Source organism: Saccharopolyspora antimicrobica, from assembly GCF_003635025.1.
GTDB lineage: Bacteria > Actinomycetota > Actinomycetes > Mycobacteriales > Pseudonocardiaceae > Saccharopolyspora > Saccharopolyspora antimicrobica.
The window spans coordinates 6,360,321-6,379,376 of record NZ_RBXX01000002.1; the positions used below are offsets into that span (position 1 = coordinate 6,360,321).

The 19,056-nt window shown below is 69.7% G+C and carries 13 protein-coding genes; 10 read left to right on the forward strand and 3 right to left on the reverse strand.

From position 1 onward, the window contains the following. Positions 1–28 precede the first annotated feature (28 nt). The 4 genes from ATL45_RS30200 (at position 29) to ATL45_RS30215 (ending at position 3,368) form a co-directional block, all read left to right on the forward strand. The gene (locus ATL45_RS30200; RefSeq protein ID WP_093146389.1) at positions 29–472 is read left to right on the forward strand and encodes an RrF2 family transcriptional regulator; all 444 of its coding nucleotides are present in this window, start codon (positions 29–31) and stop codon (positions 470–472) included. A gap of 44 nt (positions 473–516) precedes the next feature. Further along, complete coding sequence (locus ATL45_RS30205; RefSeq protein WP_093146390.1) at positions 517–1,737, forward strand: globin domain-containing protein; 1,221 nt, start codon at positions 517–519, stop codon at positions 1,735–1,737. Then, entirely contained in the window at positions 1,734–2,168 is a 435-nt protein-coding gene (locus tag ATL45_RS30210; protein ID WP_093146391.1) for a hypothetical protein, read from the forward strand. The genes ATL45_RS30205 and ATL45_RS30210 overlap by 4 nt, the downstream gene beginning before the upstream one ends. Before the next feature lie 297 nt (positions 2,169–2,465). Beyond that, entirely contained in the window at positions 2,466–3,368 is a 903-nt protein-coding gene (locus tag ATL45_RS30215) for an alpha/beta hydrolase (RefSeq protein WP_246025635.1), read from the forward strand. Between the two features lie 192 nt (positions 3,369–3,560). On the opposite strand, the gene ATL45_RS30220 is transcribed toward ATL45_RS30215, so the two are convergent. Further along, a complete protein-coding gene (locus ATL45_RS30220) occupies positions 3,561–4,400 on the reverse strand; it encodes an alpha/beta fold hydrolase (RefSeq protein ID WP_093147423.1) in 840 nt (279 codons plus the stop codon). A 156-nt stretch (positions 4,401–4,556) separates the two neighbouring features. Here ATL45_RS30220 and ATL45_RS30225 point away from each other — a divergent pair, with 156 nt between their 5' ends. Next, positions 4,557–5,537, forward strand: a complete 981-nt coding sequence (locus ATL45_RS30225; RefSeq protein WP_093146392.1) for an ABC transporter substrate-binding protein — start codon at positions 4,557–4,559, stop codon at positions 5,535–5,537. A 54-nt stretch (positions 5,538–5,591) separates the two neighbouring features. Here the strand turns inward: ATL45_RS30225 and ATL45_RS30230 are convergent, their stop codons facing one another. Both ATL45_RS30230 and ATL45_RS30235 read right to left on the reverse strand, forming a co-directional pair. Next, the gene (locus tag ATL45_RS30230) at positions 5,592–6,605 is read right to left on the reverse strand and encodes an aldose 1-epimerase family protein (RefSeq protein ID WP_093146393.1); all 1,014 of its coding nucleotides are present in this window, start codon (positions 6,603–6,605) and stop codon (positions 5,592–5,594) included. Positions 6,606–6,758: 153 nt separating this feature from the next. Further along, complete coding sequence (locus tag ATL45_RS30235) at positions 6,759–8,555, reverse strand: glycoside hydrolase family 2 protein (RefSeq protein ID WP_093146394.1); 1,797 nt, start codon at positions 8,553–8,555, stop codon at positions 6,759–6,761. Positions 8,556–8,927: 372 nt separating this feature from the next. Between ATL45_RS30235 and ATL45_RS30240 the strand changes: the two genes are divergently transcribed. From ATL45_RS30240 to metH, 5 genes are all read left to right on the forward strand, one after another. Further along, positions 8,928–10,604: an AMP-binding protein gene (locus ATL45_RS30240; RefSeq protein ID WP_093147426.1), complete on the forward strand. Its 1,677-nt coding sequence runs from the start codon at positions 8,928–8,930 to the stop codon at positions 10,602–10,604. A gap of 706 nt (positions 10,605–11,310) precedes the next feature. Further along, complete coding sequence (locus ATL45_RS30245) at positions 11,311–13,014, forward strand: glycine/sarcosine N-methyltransferase (RefSeq protein ID WP_093146395.1); 1,704 nt, start codon at positions 11,311–11,313, stop codon at positions 13,012–13,014. 75 nt (positions 13,015–13,089) lie between these two features. Next, on the forward strand, positions 13,090–14,292 hold the full coding sequence (gene metK, locus ATL45_RS30250) for a methionine adenosyltransferase (protein WP_093146396.1): 1,203 nt from the start codon (positions 13,090–13,092) through the stop codon (positions 14,290–14,292). Positions 14,293–14,407: 115 nt separating this feature from the next. Then, positions 14,408–15,382 (forward strand): carbohydrate kinase family protein, encoded by a 975-nt coding sequence (locus ATL45_RS30255; protein WP_093146397.1) that lies wholly within the window; start codon positions 14,408–14,410, stop codon positions 15,380–15,382. A gap of 21 nt (positions 15,383–15,403) precedes the next feature. Continuing rightward, entirely contained in the window at positions 15,404–18,970 is a 3,567-nt protein-coding gene (gene metH, locus ATL45_RS30260; protein ID WP_093146398.1) for a methionine synthase, read from the forward strand. Positions 18,971–19,056 lie beyond the last annotated feature (86 nt).

Here is a 19,056-nt window from a genome sequence, read left to right on the forward strand (position 1 = left end):
GAGATGCGGAATATATTAGCGTGCGGATGTGCAGCTCACGGCGTTCACCGACCTCGCGCTCCGCATCGTGATGCGGCTGGCCGTGCTCGACGAGGAGGACCGGTCGACCACCCGCGCGCTCGCCGCGCAACTCCACGTACGGCCGACCCACGCCGCGAAAGTCGTGACCGCGCTGCAGAAGCTCGGGCTCGTCGAGACGCAGCGCGGCCGCACGGGTGGCCTCCGCCTGGCCGCGGGCGCGCAGGAGATCTCGGTCGGGTTCGTCGTCCGCGAGCTGGAAGGCGCGGGAGAGGTCGTGGAGTGCGACGGCGCCAACCCGTGCCCGCTGCGCGGCGGCTGCCGGCTCAGATCGGCGCTGCGCCAAGCCCAGGAGGCGTTCTTCGCCGCGCTCGACCCGCTGACCATCGCGGACGTCACCGCCGCGCCCACCCGGCGCCTGCTGCTCTCGCTCACCACCGGCCCGCCGGACTGACCGGCGCCGCAACCGAGAAATCCCCCACCCACGAAGGCGATCGCATGCTCTCCTCCGCATCGACCGACGTCGTCCGCGCCACCCTGCCCGTGATCGGCGCGGCCATCGACGACATCACGCCGGTGTTCTACCGGCGCCTGTTCGCCGCTCACCCCGAGCTGGAGCGCGACCTGTTCAACCGCGGCAACCAGGCCCAGGGCGACCAGCAGCGCGCACTGGCGGCGGCGATCGCGGGCTACGCCACGCTCCTGGTCGCCGAGCAGGGACCGGACCCGCGGGCGGTGCTCGCCCGGATCGCGCACAAGCACGCCTCGCTGGGCATCACCGCGGAGCAGTACCCGATCGTCCACGAGCACCTCTTCGCGGCGATCGCCGAAGTCCTCGGCGAGGCGGTCGTGACACCGGAGGTCGCGGCCGCGTGGGACGAGGTCTACTGGCACATGGCGCAGTCGCTCATCGAGATCGAGCGAGGCCTCTACACCGGAGCCGGGGTGGCGCCGGGCGAGGTGTGGCGCACCCTCTCGGTCCGGCGGCGGGTGCAGGAAGCGCCCGACACCGTGAGCTTCGTGCTGGAAGTCCTCGACGGCGCGGCGTTACCGCCCGCCCGACCCGGCCAGTACGTCTCCGTCGCGGTCGGGCTGCCCGACGGCGCCCGCCAGATCCGGCAGTACAGCGTCACGCACGTGCCCGACGAGAAGTCCGTGGGGATCTCGGTGAAGGCGGTCCCGGCCGTCCGCTCCGGCGACGCGCTCGTCCCCGCGGGCGAGGTCTCGAACTTCTTGCACGACAACGTCTTCGAGGGCGACGAGCTCGAAGTCTCCGCACCTTTCGGCGAACTGGTGCTCACCGACGGCGAAGCGCCGCTGGTCCTCGTCTCCGCCGGCATCGGCATCACCCCGGTCATCTGCTACCTGCACCACCTCCGCCGCACCTCGCCGCACCGGGAAGTGCTCGTGCTGCACGCAGATCGCTCACCGGCCCGCCACGCCCACCGCGCCGAGCTGAAGGCGCTCGTCGCCGAGCTCCCGGCCGCAACGCTGCACCGCTGGTACGAAGACCTCGGCACCCGCCGCGCCGACGCCCACCTGCGCCCCGGCCGCATCGACCTCACCGACGTCGAACTGCCCGCCGGCGCGGAGGCCTACCTCTGCGGCCCCCTGCCCTTCATGGCCCACGTGCGCCGCCAACTGATCGACCGAGGCCTGGCCGCCCACCGAATCCACTTCGAGGTCTTCGGCCCGAGCCGCGAACTGGAGAGCGCATGAGCAATCCCGTGCCGACCGCCCTCGCCGTTGCGGGAGCGGCGAGCTGGTTGTGGCTGGGCATGGTGCTCGCGATCTCGTTCCTCGAAGCACCGCTGAAGTTCCGGGCCCCCGGTGTCGACCTGCGCACCGGACTCGCCATCGGCCGCCTGGTCTTCCGAGCCCTCAACACCGCGGAGGTGGTGCTGGCGCTCGTCATCGCGCTGTCCCTGGCCACCGCCCAGCCGGGCGGCACGCCCGTCGCCGCCGGAGCCGCCGCGATCGTGCTGCTGGCGCTCCAACTGGTCGCCGTCCGCCCACGCCTGTCCCGACGCACAGCAGCGGTCCTGGCAGGCGAGGGCGGACCGAGAGCGAAAGCGCACTTGTGGTACGTCGCACTCGAACTCCTCAAAGTCATCGCACTACTGCTCCTCGGCATCGCAGTGCTGCTCTGACAAGCAACCCCGTGACCTGCTCAACCACCCCTCAGACGACGATGACGAAACCCAGCCACAAGGAACCGGCCAGCGCACTCCCGTGCTTCGCGCGGTGACGATGCCGTGATTCGCGGAACGACGGAACAGTCCTAGTCCTGACCCCGCACCCAACCGCACCTCAGGCGAACGTGACGCGAATCAGCCACGAGGAACCCAGAAAACGCCAGTTCAACGCCCGAGCGCAACCACCACTGTGAATCGCGGGGAGGCGGGTCAGTAACGTTGGAACCAGACCTAACGGACGTTGGAGGTGGCGTGACCCGCGCACGGAGATTCGGAAGCCTGCTCGCGGCAGCGGCAGTGGCGGTTTCGCTCGCCGGGTGCGCGGCGCCACCGCCTCCGGCGGCACCTCCGGTTCCTCCGGCGGAGCCCGCCGTCGAGGCCGAACCGGCGCTGTCCGAACTGCCCATGCCGGAGATCCGCAAGGAGCGGGTGCACTCCGCGAGCCGCGGCACCGACACCGAGCTCTACCTCGCCTACCCGACCGGGCTGGAGTCCACCGAGAACCTGCCGGTGGTGCTGTACCTGCACGGTCGCGACGGGGTGAACCCGACGCCGATCCCGTACGACACGCTGGCCTCGCTCGAGCGGCTCTACCACGAGGGCAGGATCCCGGCGTTCGGGTTCGTGGTCGTCGACGGCGGCTACAACCCGTACTGGAACGACGGTTCGGCCAACGGCGACCTCGCCACCATGCTGAACGAGGAGCTCCCGGTCTGGCTCTCCGAGCGCGGTTTCGGCGATGCGGAGGGCCTTCCCTTCGCCGCCGCGGGCATCTCCACCGGCGGTTTCGGCGCGCTGACCTACGCCGCGGACCGCAACCTGGCTGGCAAGCCCGTCGCCGCCGTCGGCGAGGTCGCCCCGGCGCTGCAGGTGAGCTGGGAGGGCATGCGGGAGAAGGAGGCCTTCGGCACCGAGGACGAGTGGCTGGCGGTCGATCCGCTGAACCGCCTCGACGACCTCGGTGACGTCCCGATCGGCGTGTGGACCGGCGACACCGACCCGTTCCTGGACGGCATCGAGCAGCTGATCGACCGGCACCACAACACCCCGGTGGTCACCTACCTGCCGGGCGGCCACGAGGGCGCGGTGTTCGAAGCGGTGGGCACGGAGTTCGTGGAGTTCCTCGCCGATTCCCTGCAGCGCAACCAGCCCTGACACCTCCGGTGATCCGCAACTTCCATTGAAATCGAACCTCCGATTTCAATGGAAGTTGCGTCCCGTCGGCGTGTCGGGGACCGACGCGCCGACGGATGGCGGGTGTCTCCGCGATTTCAATGGAAATCAGACGTCTGATTTCAATTGAAATCGCGGTGGTTCCGGTCCGGCGGCGTGGATTCGCCTGCTGCGTCAGGCCTGGTGCGCGAGCAGGTGCTGGAGCAGCAGGCGGGTGAAGGTGTCCGGGGCCTCTTCCGGGATCCAGTGCGAGACGTCCTCCAGCATCTCGAACCGGTAGGGCCCGGTGACGTGGTCGGCGGTGGCCAGCGCCGCCGTCGAGCCGACCGCCACGTCCTCGGTGCTCCACACGTACAGCGTCGGCACCTCGACCGGCCCGATCTCGCGGCTGTTGTAGCGGGCCGCGCGGTACCAGTTCAGCGCCGCGGTGAGCGCGCCCGGCTCGGTCAGCCGCTGCACGTAGTCGTCGACGTGGTGCTCCGGGACTCCCGGGTAGTAGATCCGCCGGAGCTTCTTGGCGTTGTCGGCCAGCAGCGCCTTCTCCGCGGTGGAGGAGCGGAACTCCTGGATGTACGCCGAGCGCGTGGCCTGGTCCTCGTCCTCCCGCAGCGCCGCGTTGAACGGGTCCGGGTGCGGGATCGACACCGCCGTCAGCGTGCGGATGCGCTCGGGATGCGCGGCGGCGGTGGTCCAGGCCACCACGGCGCCCCAGTCGTGGCCGACCAGGTCGAAGCGGTCCCAGCCGAAGTGCTCGGCGATGGCCAGCACGTCGTCGACCAGCTCCGTCATCCGGTAGTCGGACACCTGCTGCGGGCGCACGCCGGGGGAGTAGCCGCGCTGGTCCGGAGCGACGGCGAAGCACTCGGCACCGCCGAGCACCGCGAGCTGCTCGCTCCACTCCACCGCGGCCTCCGGGAAGCCGTGCAGCAGCAGGACCGGGCGGCCGTCCTGCGGACCGGCGGTCAGGGCGTCGAACTTCCCGGCTGGCGTGGGGATCTGGATGTAGTCGGCCACGGCGGTCACTGTACTGGCCGGGCCCGGGTGAGACGGGGAACACAGGGCTGCCACTTGATCAGGTGAGGCTTGCCTAATTAGTGTTTCCGCGTTTCACCGGTTGCCGCGGGGGGTGCGTCGGCGGTGCGACGAACGCTCGCCGACGGAGGAGAACCGATGATCCAGCGAAGGATCGCGCGCGCTGCCAGCGCGCTGCTGACGGCCGGTCTGCTGGCCCTGACCGCCGCCTGCGGTGGTGCGGGGACGACACCGACCAGCCCGCCCACCGATGCGGGAATGGGCTTCCCGCGCACCGTCGACACCGCCAAGGGGCCGGTGACCATCCCGAAGAAGCCGCAGCGCGTGGTCGTCCTGGACACCGCCGAGCTGGACTCGGTGACGCTGCTGGGCATCGAGCCGGTCGGGGCGATCCCGCCGCACCTGGCCACCGGTGAGGGCTTCCCGTCCTACCTGGCCGGCAAGCTGTCCGGAACCACTCCGGTCGGGCCTTCGGCCTCGCCGAAGCTCGAGCTGATCGCCTCGCTCAAGCCGGACCTGATCCTGTCCAACCGGGTCCGCCACGACGCGCTCTACGACCAGCTGTCCCGGCTGGCTCCGACGGTGCTGACCGAGACGACCGGTTTCCCGTGGAAGGAGAACCTGCGGGTGCACGCCGCCGCGCTGGGCGAGGAGGCCGCGGCGGAGACCGCGCTGCAGCAGTACGAGGCGCGTGCGAAGCGGATCGGTGCGGCGATCACCGCCGAGAACGGCGGTGCTGCGCCGACGGTCTCGGTCACCCGGTTCATGCCCGGCAAGATCCGGCTCTACCAGCGGGCCAGCTTCTCCGGCGTGATCCTCTCCGACGCGGGCCTGAACCGGCCGCCGTCGCAGAACGCCGACGAGTTCGACAACGAGATCAGCCCGGAGCTGATCGACCAGGCCGACGCCGACGCCGTCTTCGTCACCACGGCGGTGTCGCCGGAGAAGACCCAGCAGAAGGCGGTCGAGGCGAGCGCGCTGTGGACGCGGATGAGCGCGGTCCGCGACAACCGGGTGTTCCCGGTGCCCGACGAGACCTGGATGTCGGGCATCGGCGTTCAGGCGGCCAACCTCGTGCTGACCGACCTGGCCGGTGCCTTCGGCGTGGATCCGGCCTGAGAAGCGGTTTCCGCGGGGAGGCGGCGGTATCGCCTCCCCGCTGCCGGCCCGGGATCACCCGGCGATCCGGTATCCCCAGCTGCCGCAGTGGGTTTCGCCGGGTCGCAGCGTGATCAGGCCGTCGCCGGTGACGAACGCGTTGGGCGCGCAGGTCATCGGCTCCACGGTGATGCCCTGCCGGGCCGGGCGGTCCTCGCTCGGGCTGTCGTCGGTGTAGACCTGCAGGTAGTCGTGCGTGCCGTCGACCCAGAGCTCGGCGGTGAGGCCGTCCGGTCGGGCGAAGCGCACCACGGCGTCGCCGCCGGGACCGCGGCGCAGGTCGGTGAAGGCGGTGTCCATCTCGGTGGCGCCGATCGGCCGGGCTGTGCGGAAGTCGTACTGCGTGCCCTCGACGGAGGCCTTGCCGGTCGGGATCAGGTTGTCGTCCACCAGGTAGTGGGTGCTCGCGGGCAGCTCGAAGACGATGTCGTCGATGCGGTCGCCGCCCGCGGCCAGGTAGGTGTGGTTGGCAGTGCCGAATGGTGCGGCGGTGCGGCCGACGTTCTTCGCCGTCAGCGTGCTGCGCACGCCGTCGTCGTCCACCGCGAACTCGATCCGGAACGCCAGCTGGAACGGGTAGCCGTAGGTCGGCGGCAGCCGGTACTCCAGCTCGACCCGGTCGCCTCGGTGCGCCACGGGTTGCCACTCCACGAAGCTCATCAGGCCGTGCAGCGCGGCGTCGCGCTCCGGCTCGTTGACCGGCACCTGCAGTTCCCGGCCGTCGAAGGTGTAGCGGCCGCGGTCGATTCGGTTGGGCCACGGCAGGATCGTCTTGCCCTGGTAGCCCTCGCCGACGTCGTCGGCGCCGTGCGTGAGCAGCATCTCCCGCCCGTCGAACCGCCAGGACAGCAGCGTCGCGGACACCCCGGCGACCACCGCGCGCTGCCGCCCGGAGCGGATCTCGTACAACCGGCCGTTCGCGGTCTGCCCGCCGCCCGGCGGCCGGGCCGCCGCAGACCCGGCCAGAGCGACGGCGGTGGTCGCTCCAGCGGCGCTGGCAAGCGCTGCCCGTCGGCTGAAACGTCGCATCGTGCTTCCTCCGGAGTGGATGGTCGATTTCGTGCGAGATCGACCAGTACCTGGGTGAACGGTCGCGGTGGCGGTCATGCCCGGTCAGCGCGGCGAACACCCGGGCGTGGCGTCACCGGGTCCACAGTGGTCTGTCCTGGTGGGGTGCGCCAGTCAGGGGGTGCCCGCGTCGATGGCCGCCAGGTTGTTCGCGCGGACCGCGGCCAGGTCCGGCTTGAGGATCCGGCGGTCGTAGGTGAGGAAGCCGTTGACCTCGTTCTCCACGTCGGTGGTCTGGGTGTAGATCGCCGCCGCGAGCCCGTTGGCCTCGATGATGCGCACCAGCTCGTCGGAGACCTCCCCGTAGCGGCGGGTCAGCGCCTCCCGGCTGTCGGTCATCTCGTAGGCGCCCGGCTGACCCGGCCACAGGTGACCCTCCTCGATCAGCCCGAGCCCGCCGTACTCGCCGTCCACCACCGCACGGCCGTCGCGCACCTCGGGCCGCCCCGGCCCGACGTAGGTGTGGTCGTCGTAGATGTCGCCGGCACCGCTGTCGGGCAGCGAGTAGCAGCAGTTGACGCCGCTGCTGATGTCGATCAGGCGGGTCGGGTCGGACCGCCGGGTCAGCTCGGCGATCTCGGCCGTCTCGAACTCGCCCCAGCCCTCGTTGAACGGCACCCAGGCCACGATCGAGGTGACGCTGCGCAGCTGGTCGATCATGGCGGTCAGCTCGGCGCGGAAGTTGGCGCGCGCCTGCTCGCCCGGCGGCGGGTTGCTGCCCGGCGGGTCGGCGAGGTCGATCGGCAGCGACGGCATGTCCTGCCACACCAGCAGGCCCAGCCGGTCGGTCCAGTAGTACCAGCGGGCCGGTTCGACCTTGACGTGCTTGCGGACCATGTTGAAGCCCAGCCGCTTGGTGACCTCCAGGTCGTAGCGCAGCGCCTCGTCGGTCGGCGCGGTGTAGATGCCGTCCGGCCAGTAGCCCTGGTCCAGCGGCCCGTGCTGGAACAGGATCTCGCCGTTGAGCGCCAGCCGCGGCCTGCCCTGCTCGTCGGTCCGCAGCTCGACGGTGCGCAGCCCGGCGTAGCTGCCCACCTCGTCGCCGGAGCCGGCCAGCCGCACCCTGATGTCGTAGAGGTACGGGTCGTCGGGCGTCCACAGGTGCGGTTCGGCCACCGGCAGCCGCAGCGCGGTGCCCGCCTGGCCGGTGGCGCGGGAGACCTCCCGGCCGTCCCGGTCGACGACGACGGCCTCCACCTGCTGACCGCCGCGGGCCGAGGTGTGCGCGGTGAGGTCGAAGCCGGTCAGGTCCGGCGTGATGTCGAGCTCGGCCACGTGCTCCTGCGGCACCGGCTCCAGCCACACCGTCTGCCAGATGCCCGAGGCGCCGGTGTAGAGGATCCCGCCGGGCTGGTTGCGCTGCTTGCCCACCGGGTACGGGTCGGCGTCGTTGCGGTCCGACACGGCCACCTCGACCTCCTGCTCGTCACCGGGGACGAGCGCGTCGGTGATGTCCGCGCTGAACGAGGTGTAGCCGCCTTCGTGCACCGCCACCGGGCGGTCGTTGACCGACACCTCGGCCTTCTGGTCCACCGCGCCGAAGTGCAGCAGCACGCGCTGCCCGGACCAGTCCGGCGGCAGCTGGAACGTGCGCCGGTACAGCATGTGGTCGTCGTGGCGCTGAACGCCCGACAGCCCCGATTCGGGCGGGTAGGGCACCAGGATCTGCTCACCGGTCTGCTCCGGCGGTGTGCTGCCGCCGCCGTAGGCCCACAGGCCGTTGAGGTTGAGCCAGCGCTCCCGGGTCAGCTGCGGGCGCGGGTACTCGGGCAGCGCGTTGTCCGGGCCGACCTCTTCGGTCCACGGCGTGGTCAGCGGCGGCGGCTTCGGCCGCCAGGGTTCAGCGGCGGCCACAGGAAGCCCGGAGGAAGCCGCGAACAGCGCGGTGAGCAGCAGGGCGCGCAGCAACAAGGTCGCCTCCAGAGTCAGGGGACCCCGGGTGGGGGACCCGAGTCGCGCCCGCGCGGTCGACCGGCACGTGCTCCGGCGGCGGAGCCGGGGGCGCGGTGGGGCGGGGACCGCTGCCCGGATCGCCGCTCGAGCCCATGCCGGAACCTCTCCTCACCGCCGGGGGCGAACTGCCGATCTTGATCGAACACGGAGCACCATCAATCCACAACAATGACCATGAACGCACGGACAGTCAACGCGGCCGAAAGGGGGCCCGCAAATCGGAGCAGCGACGTGGATCCGCCGGGCGCAGCGGGGTTACGTTGTTGGCCCGCTTCAGCTTTCCGGCGATGCTGCCGAGCCCAGGAGGGTGTGGACGTGACCGCTACCGAGATGTTCCTGACCGCGCGGGATTTCCTGCTGCGGCACCGGACGGACTACGACACCGCGCGGCGGGAGTTCCAGTGGCCGCGCCCCGCGGAGTTCAACTGGGCGCTGGACTGGTTCGACACCATCGGCAGGCGGCGCGACGGCACCGCGCTGTGGATCGTCGAGGCCGACGGATCGGAGCGCAAGGTGTCGTTCCGGGCCATGACCCGGCGGTCGAACCAGGTGGCGAACTGGCTGCGCGGGCTCGGCGTGGCCCGCGGCGACCGGCTGGTGCTCATGCTGGGCAACCAGGTGGAGCTGTGGGAGACGATCCTGGCCGCGATGAAGCTCGGCGCGGTGATCATCCCGGCCACCCCGCTGCTGGGGCCCGCCGACCTGCGCGACCGCATCGACCGCGGCCGCGCCAAGCACGTGGTCACCACCGCGGCCGATGCGCCGAAGTTCGCCGACGTGCCGGGCGACTACACCCGGATCGCGGTCGGCGGGGCGGTTCCGGGGTGGACGTCCTATGCGGACAGCGCCGAGGCCGCCGAGGAGTTCGCGCCGGACGGGCCCACCCGGGCCGACGATCCGATGCTGCTGTACTTCACCTCCGGCACCACCGCGCTGCCCAAGCTGGTGGCCCACACCCACACCTCCTACCCGGTCGGGCACCTGTCCACGATGTACTGGATCGGCCTGGAACCGGGCGACGTGCACCTCAACATCTCCTCGCCGGGCTGGGCGAAGCACGCCTGGAGCAACGTCTTCGCGCCGTGGAACGCCGAAGCGACGGTGTTCATCTACAACTACGAGCGCTTCGACGCCGCCGCGCTGCTGGCGCAGATGCAGCGGTGCGGGATCACCAGCTTCTGCGCCCCGCCGACGGTGTGGCGGATGCTGATCCAGGCCGATCTGACCACCCTGGACACCCCGCCGTCCAAAGTGGTCGGTGCCGGCGAGCCGCTGAACCCGGAGATCATCGAGCAGGTGCGCCGCGCCTGGCGGGTGACCATCCGCGACGGCTTCGGGCAGACCGAGACCAGCGTGCAGGTGGCCAACACGCCCGGGCAGGAGGTGCGGCCGGGCTCGATGGGGCGGCCGCTGCCCGGATTCGAGGTCGAGCTGCTCGACCCCGTCACCGGCGAGCCGGCCGAGGAGGGCGAGATCTGCCTGGCGCTGCAGCCGCGACCGGTGGGGCTGATGACCGGCTACGCCGATGACACCGAGCGCACCGCCGAGGTGATGCGCGGCGGCCACTACCACACCGGGGACGTCGGCTCCCGCGACGCGGACGGCTACATCACGTACGTGGGCCGCACCGATGACGTGTTCAAGGCCTCCGACTACCGGATCTCGCCGTTCGAGCTGGAGAGCGTGCTGCTGGAGCACGAGGCGGTCGCGGAGGCCGCGGTGGTGCCCGCGCCGGACGCCATCCGGCTGGCGGTGCCGAAGGCCTACGTGGTGCTCGCCGGGCAGCACGAGCCGAGCCGGGAGACCGCGCTGTCCATCCTGAAGTTCGCCCGCGAGCAGCTGGCGCCCTACAAGCGGGTGCGGCGGCTGGAGTTCTACGAGCTGCCCAAGACGATCTCGGGCAAGATCCGCCGGGTGGAGCTGCGCCACCGGGAGGACGAGCTGGCCGGCACCGACGGCCGGTCCGGGGAGTACCGCGAGGAGGACTTCCCCGAGCTGAAGGGGTGACGTCGAGTGGCGCGCACCCCCGGTGCGTGCCACTCTTCAAAGCGGCCTTCCGGTGGAGTCCGGTGGGCCGGGCGGGGGAGCGGACTGGGGGTGGTGCGGCGGGCGTGCGCCCGCTTGGCGGAAAGCGGTCGCGCCGCGCGGACGGCCATCGTAACATCCTGGGTCCGCGTCGCGATGGAATCCTTGAAGAGGGAAGCGGTCAACCGCCGTGTCGCCTCATTTTCGAATTCTTATCGACACGCGGGTTGCGAAGTATTCAGTTGCCGTGGTAAGCGGATTGGCGCGGATTGTACACAACTTCGTGACGATCTGCACGTGCCCAATCGTTACCCTCCGCACAAATGGCCTGAATCGGCGCTGGTGGCAGCGCATTCATTCACCCAGGGTGACTTTTCGAATCACGCTATCATCGCATTCCGGTGATTAGCGTCACACGTTCGTACGCTTGCTTTGAGATCTCCTTCGCCTAGGTTAGTTAACCGACGCAGGAATTCCGCGTCAGCGCCGATCGGCAAAGATGCCGATCGAGTGCGATCGGCGTTGCGATTGCGGCCTTGAGCGTTTCTCGGCTGCCCGCGCCGGTCTGAGGTGTTGCCTTTTTCGCAGTGGCGACCCAGCACGGCCACGGACGAGCTCGGGTGTGGATTTTCGCGTGCTCGAGTTGTGTCCGGTGGTGCATGACCAACGTGAGTGGTGGGAGTGAAGCATGGCCAAGAGCGTGGACGACCTGGACTCCAGCGCAGGCACCGGAACTCCGGATACCGCCGATCTGGTGGCGCGCGAGGAGCAGGTGTTCGGCGAGAATCCGTTGGATGTGCGGGAGTCGGACCACTACACCCACGAGTACGTCGGCAGCTTCGTGGAGAAGTGGGACGAGCTCATCGACTGGAAGAAGCGCTACGAGAGCGAAGGCTCGTTCTTCATCGACCAGCTCAAGGCCCGCGGCGTGCGCTCGGTGCTCGACGTGGCCACCGGCACGGGTTTTCACTCGGTGCGGTTGCTGGAGGAGGGCTTCGACGCGGTCAGCGCCGACGGCAGCCCGCAGATGCTGGCCAAGGCCTTCAGCAACGGGCTGACCTACGGCGGCCACATCCTGCGCGTGGTGCACGCGGATTGGCGCTGGCTGAATCGTGACGTCCACGGCGAGTACGACGCGATCATCTGTCTGGGAAATTCGTTTACGCACCTGTTCTCCGAACGGGACCGGCGCAAAGCGCTTGCCGAGTTCTACGCGATGCTCAAGCACGACGGCGTGCTGATCATCGACCAGCGCAATTACGACTCGATTCTGGACGACGGATTTTCCTCGAAGCACACCTACTACTACGCCGGTGAGGACGTTTCCGCGGAACCGGATTACATCGACGAGGGTCTGGCCCGCTTCAAGTACACGTTCCCGGACAAATCTGAATTCTTCCTCAACATGTACCCGCTGCGGAAGAACTACGTCCGCAGGCTCATGCGCGAGGTCGGCTTCCAGCGGATCGACACCTACGGCGACTTCCAGGAGACCTACCACGACGCCGAACCGGACTTCTTCATCCACGTCGCGGAGAAGAAGTACCGGCCGGACGAGGAGCTCTCCGACGTCTACTCCACCGCGGTGCACACCGCCCGCGACTACTACAACTCGGCGGACGCGGACAACTTCTACTACCACGTGTGGGGCGGCAACGACATCCACGTCGGCATCTACGAGACGCCGGACGAGGACATCGACGCCGCGTCCCGCCGGACCGTGGAGCGGATGGCGGCCAAGGTCGAGATCACCCCGGACACCCGCATCCTCGACATCGGCTCCGGCTACGGCGGCGCGGCCCGGCACCTGGCCGCCACCTACGGCTGCAAGGTGTCCTGCCTGAACCTCAGCGAGGTGGAGAACGCCCGCAACGCGGAGTTCAACCGGGCCGCGGGCCTCGACGAGCTGATCGAGGTCAAGGACGGTTCCTTCGAGGACATCCCGTTCCAGGACAACGCCTTCGACATCGTCTGGTCGCAGGACGCGATCCTGCACAGCGGTGACCGGGAGCGGGTGCTGGAGGAGGTGACCCGGGTGCTCAAGCCCGGCGGTTCGTTCCTCTTCACCGACCCGATGGCCGCCGACGGCGCCCGCCTCAAGGACCTCGGTCCGATCCTGGACCGGCTCAGCCTGGAGACCATGGGCTCGCCGGCCTTCTACCGCCGCGAGCTGGCCCGGCTCGGCCTCCAGAGCTTCGATTTCGAGGACTTGACCCGGTTTCTACCTGTCCACTACGGCCGTGTGCTAGAGGTTCTCGAGAGCAAGGAGTCCGAGCTCTCGGACAAGATCAGCGACGAATACCGGACCAGGATGAAGGCCGGTCTGAAGAACTGGGTCTCCGGTGGCGAGGCGGGCAACCTGGCCTGGGGCATCATCCACGCCCGGGCCTGAGACCCCCCGGTGCCGTAAATGGTCACCACCGTACGCAAGGATCAATGCCGCAGCAGTGTGAGGTGAGGAGCAGTCGTGAGTGAGATCAACCGCAGGTTGTTCACCAGTGAATCGGTGACCGAGGGACACCCGGACAAGATCTGCGATGCGATCAGCGACGCCGTGTTGGACGCGTTGTTGGCCCAGGACCCCAGGTCGCGCGTGGCGGTCGAGACCCTGGTGACCACCGGACAGGTGCACGTCGCCGGTGAGGTGACCACCACTGCCTACGCCGACATCCCGACCATCGTCCGGGAGAAGATCCTGGAGATCGGCTACGACTCCTCCGCGAAGGGCTTCGACGGCGCCTCCTGCGGCGTCAACGTAGCCATCGGCTCGCAGTCGCCGGACATCGCGCAGGGCGTGGACACCGCGCACGAAGCGCGCGTCGAAGGTGCCGACGACGAGATCGACAAGCAGGGCGCCGGCGACCAGGGCCTGATGTTCGGCTACGCCTGCACCGACACCGACGAGCTGATGCCGCTGCCGATCGCGCTGGCGCACCGCCTGTCGCGGCGGCTGACCAAGGTCCGCAAGGACGGCGTGCTGCCATACCTGCGCCCGGACGGCAAGACCCAGGTGACCATCGAGTACGCCGGTGACCAGGCCGTGCGGCTGGACACCGTGGTGCTGTCCACCCAGCACGCCGCCGACATCGACATCGAGGGCATGCTGGCCGGTGACATCAAGGAGAAGGTCATCGACCCGGAGATCGAGCGGGTCGGGCTGGACTCCGCCGACACCCGGCTGCTGGTCAACCCGACCGGCCGGTTCGTGGTCGGCGGTCCGATGGGCGACGCCGGGCTGACCGGCCGCAAGATCATCGTCGACACCTACGGCGGCATGGCCCGCCACGGCGGTGGCGCGTTCTCCGGCAAGGACCCGTCGAAGGTCGACCGCTCGGCGGCCTACGCGATGCGCTGGGTGGCGAAGAACGCCATCGCCGCCGGGCTGGCCGGCCGGATCGAGGTGCAGGTGGCCTACGCGATCGGCAAGGCCGCTCCGGTGGGCCTGTTCGTGGAGACCTTCGGCACCGAGAACGTCGACCCGGTCAAGATCCAGGCCGCGATCAACGAGGTCTTCGACCTGCGCCCGGCCGCCATCGTGCGTGACCTGGACCTCCTGCGCCCGATTTACGCGCCGACCGCGGCGTACGGTCATTTCGGGCGCAGCGACGTCGACCTGCCTTGGGAGCGCACCGACCGCGCCGAAGCGCTGAAGAGCGCCGCCGGCATCTGAGAACGATCGCCGGAGCGCGAGCTGCGGGGCGCGGGCAACTGCGCCCCGCAGTCCGGCGCGCCGGTCGTCCATGGGAGCTTCGGGGCGCCCCGCCCCCTGGTTAAGGAGTAGTGCAGTGCGGATTGCGGTGACCGGATCCATCGCCACCGACCACCTGATGACCTACCCCGGTAGGTTCACCGAGCAGCTCGTCGCCGACCGCCTGGAGCAGGTGTCGCTGTCGTTCCTGGTCGACGAGCTGGTGTTGCGTCGCGGTGGGGTGGCGCCGAACATCACCTTCGGCCTCGGGCAGCTGGGCGTCGGCTCGATCCTGGTCGGCGCCGTCGGCCGCGACTTCGACGACTACCGCTCCTGGCTGGAGCGCCACGGCGTGGACACCGCATCGGTGCACGTCTCGGAGACCAAGCACACCGCTCGGTTCCTGTGCACCACCGACACCGACTTCAACCAGATCGCCTCCTTCTACGCCGGTGCGATGGCCGAGGCCCGCGACATCGAGCTCAAGCCGGTCGCCGACCGGGTCGGCGGGCTGGACCTGGTGGTCGTCTCCGCCAACGACCCGGACGCGATGCTGCGGCACACCCAGGAGTGCCGCGACCGCGGCTACCGGTTCATCGCCGACCCCGGCCAGCAGCTGGCCCGGATGGACGGCGACGGCATCCGCAAGCTGGTCGAGGGCGCCGAGTACCTGTTCACCAACGAGTACGAGCACGGCCTGCTGCTGCAGAGCACCGGCTGGACCCACGACGAGGTGCTCGGCCGGGTCGGCAGCTGGGTGACGACGCTGGGCCCGAAGGGCGTCCAGGTGGAGTCCAACTCGCAGCCCACCGCGGAGGTCGTCCCGCCCAAGGAGAAGCAGAAGGGCGACCCGACCGGCGTCGGCGACGCGCTGCGGGCCGGGTTCCTGGCCGGTCTGTCCCACGATCTGGGAGTTGAGCGTTCGTTGCAGCTAGGTTGCACGTTGGCGACCGTTTCGCTGGAAGCCGACGGACCGCAGGAGTACCAGGTCGAGCGCGACTCGTTCCTCGCCCGGTTCGCCGAGGCCTACGGCGACGCGGCGGCGGGCGAGGTCGGGGCGAAGCTCCGCTGAGCAACGGGGAGTAGGCACGGCATGGCAGACCGGCAGAACGATCCGAGCGGGTTCCTGACCGCCCTCGGCGAGCGCGTCCTCGTCGCCGACGGCGGGATGGGCACCGCGTTGCAGGGCTTCGACCTGACGTTGGACGACTTCGCCAACCTCGAGGGCTGCAACGAGATCCTCAACGTGACCCGGCCCGACGTGGTGTCCTCGATCTACCGGGGCTACCTGGAGGCGGGCTCGGACGCGATCGAGACCAACACCTTCGGCGCGAACTGGGCCAACCTCGCCGAGTACGACATCCCGGAGCGCATCCGGGAGCTGGCCGAGAAGGGCACCGTCCTGGCCCGCGAGGCCGCCGACGAGTACGCCACCCCGGACCGGCCGCGGTTCGTGCTGGGCTCGGTCGGCCCGGGCACCAAGCTGCCGACGCTGGGGCACGCGCCCTACGCGCAGCTGCGCGACGCCTACCTGGAGCAGGTCCTGGGCATGCTCGACGGCGGCATCGACGCGGTGCTGGTCGAGACCTCTCAGGACCTGCTGCAGACCAAGGCGTCGATCGTCGCCGCCAAGCGGGCGATGGCCCAGACCGGGCGGTACGTGCCGATCATCGCGCAGGTCACCGTGGAGACCACCGGCACCATGCTGGTCGGTTCGGAGATCGGCGCGGCGCTGACCGCGCTGGAACCGCTGGGCATCGACCTGATCGGGATGAACTGCGCGACCGGTCCGGCGGAGATGAGCGAGCACCTGCGGGTGCTGGCGCAGAACTCCCGCATCCCGCTGTCGGTGATGCCCAACGCAGGCCTGCCCGAGCTGGGCCCCAACGGCGCGGTGTACCCGCTGCAGCCCGACGAGCTGGCCGAGGCGCTGGTCGGATTCGTCAACGACTACGGCGCGCGGCTGGTCGGCGGCTGCTGCGGCACCACCACCGAGCACGTGCGCGCGGTGGCCGAAGCGGTCCGCGGGATCACGCCCGCGCCGCGCACCCCGGAGCACATCCCGTCGGTCTCCTCGGTGTACCAGTCGGTGCCCTTCGAGCAGGACGCCTCGATCCTCAACGTCGGCGAGCGGACCAACACCAACGGCTCCAAGGCCTTCCGCGAGGCGATGCTGGAGGGCCGCTACGACGACTGCGTGGAGATCGCCAAGGCCCAGACCCGCGAGGGCGCGCACATGCTCGACCTGTGCGTGGACTACGTGGGCCGGGACGGCACCGCCGACATGCGGGAGCTGGCCTCGCGGCTGGCCACCGCCTCGACGCTGCCGATCATGGTCGACTCCACCGAGCCGGAGGTCATCGAGGCCGGGCTGGAGCACCTCGGTGGCCGCTGCGCGATCAACTCGGTCAACTGGGAGGACGGCAACGAGCCGGGTTCCCGGTACGAGCGGGTCATGCGGATGGCCGTCGAGCACGGCGCCACCGTCGTGGTGACCTGCATCGACGAGGAGGGGCAGGCGCGCACCGCGGAGTGGAAGCTGCGGGTCGCCGAGCGGCTGATCGAGGACATGACCACCAACTGGGGTCTGGACGAGTCCGCGATCATCATCGACTGCCTGGTCTTCCCGATCACCACCGGTCAGGAGGAGGTCCGCAAGGACGCCGTCGAGACCATCAACGCGATCCGCGAGCTCAAGGCGCGCCACCCGCGGGTGCAGACCACGCTGGGGCTGTCCAACGTGTCCTTCGGGCTCAACCCGGCGGCGCGGCAGGTGCTCAACTCGGTGTTCCTCAACGAGTGCCGGGAAGCCGGGCTGGACACCGCGATCCTCAACGCCTCCAAGATCCTGCCGATGAGCAAGATCGACGAGGAGGCGCGCAACGTCGCGCTGGACCTGGTCTACGACCGGCGCCGCGAGGGCTACGACCCGCTGCAGAAGCTCATGGAGCTGTTCGAGGGCCAGACCGCGAAGTCCAGCAGCGCCTCGCGCGCCGAGGAACTCGCGAAGCTGCCGCTGTTCGAGCGGCTGGAGCGGCGGATCGTCGACGGCGAGCGCAACGGCCTGGAGGACGACCTGCAGGCGGCGATGGCCGAGAAGCCGCCGCTGCAGATCATCAACGAGAACCTGCTGGCCGGCATGAAGGTCGTCGGCGACCTGTTCGGCTCCGGGCAGATGCAGCTGCCGTTCGTGCTGCAGTCCGCCGAGGTGATGAAGGCCGCGGTGGCGCACCTGGAACCGCACATGGAGAAGGACGACTCCGGCGGCAAGGGCAGGCTGCTGCTGGCCACGGTCAAGGGCGATGTGCACGACATCGGCAAGAACCTGGTCGACATCATCGTCTCCAACAACGGCTACGACGTGGTCAACATCGGCATCAAGCAGCCGATCGGCGCCATTCTCGAAGCCGCCGAGGAGCACCGGGTCGACGCCATCGGCATGTCCGGGCTGCTGGTGAAGTCCACGGTGATCATGAAGGAGAACCTGGAGGAGATGAACTCCAGGGGCCTCGCGGGCAAGTACCCGGTGATGCTCGGCGGCGCGGCGCTGACCAGGTCCTTCGTCGAGCACGACCTCGACGAGGTCTACCAGGGCGACGTCCGCTACGCCAAGGACGCCTTCGAGGGCCTGCACCTGATGGACCGGCTGATGGCCATCAAGCGCGGCGACAGCCCCGAGGAGGACGCCGCCGAGGAGGCCAAGAAGGCCGAGCGCAAGGCCCGCCGCGAGCGGTCCCTGCGGATCGCCGAGAAGCGCAAGGCCGAGCAGGGCGAGGAACCCGGCTACGACGACACCACGCGGTCCGACGTGGCCACCGACTCGCCGGTGCCGACCCCGCCGTTCTGGGGCTCCAAGGTGGTCAAGGGCGTCGCGGTCGCCGACTACCTGGCGCTGCTGGACGAGCGGGCCACGTTCTTCGGCCAGTGGGGCCTGCGCGGCGCCAAGAAGGGCGAGGGCCCCTCCTACGAGGAGCTGGTGGAGACCGAGGGCCGGCCGCGGCTGCGGCACTGGATCGACGAGCTGTCGACCGCGGGCATCCTGCAGCACGCGGCGGTGGTCTACGGCTACTTCCCGTGCGTGACCGAGGGCAACCACCTCGTCGTGCTGGACAAGGAGGAGCCGGACGCCCCGGAGCGCTGCCGGTTCTTCTTCCCGCGGCAGAAGCGCGACCGCAGGCTGTGCCTGGCCGACTTCTTCCGGACCCGGGAGCAGGCCGAGCAGACCGGCCAGGTGGACGTGCTGCCGATGCAGCTGGTCACCATGGGCCAGCCGATCGCCGACTACGCCAACGAGCTGTTCGCCAAGAACGCCTACCGGGACTACCTGGAGGTGCACGGCCTGAGCGTGCAGCTCACCGAGGCGCTGGCCGAGTACTGGCACCGCCGCGTCCGCCGGGAGCTGGCCTGGTCCAGCGGCGGCACGGTGGCCCAGGAGGACCCCGAGGACGTGCAGGAGTTCTTCAAGCTCGGCTACCGCGGCGCGCGGTACTCCTTCGGCTACGGCGCCTGCCCGGACATCGAGGACCGGGCCAAGATCGTCGACCTGCTGGAGTCCGAGCGCATCGGCGTGGTGCTCTCCGAGGAGTTCCAGCTCCACCCGGAGCAGTCCACGGACGCGATCGTCGCCCACCACCCAGAGGCCAAGTACTTCAACACGTGACGGGTGCGGTCCGCACCCGAGGAGAAGCAAGGATCGACGCAGGTCGGCGCCCCTGGAAGGGCGCTACCCTGCAACTCGACACCCGA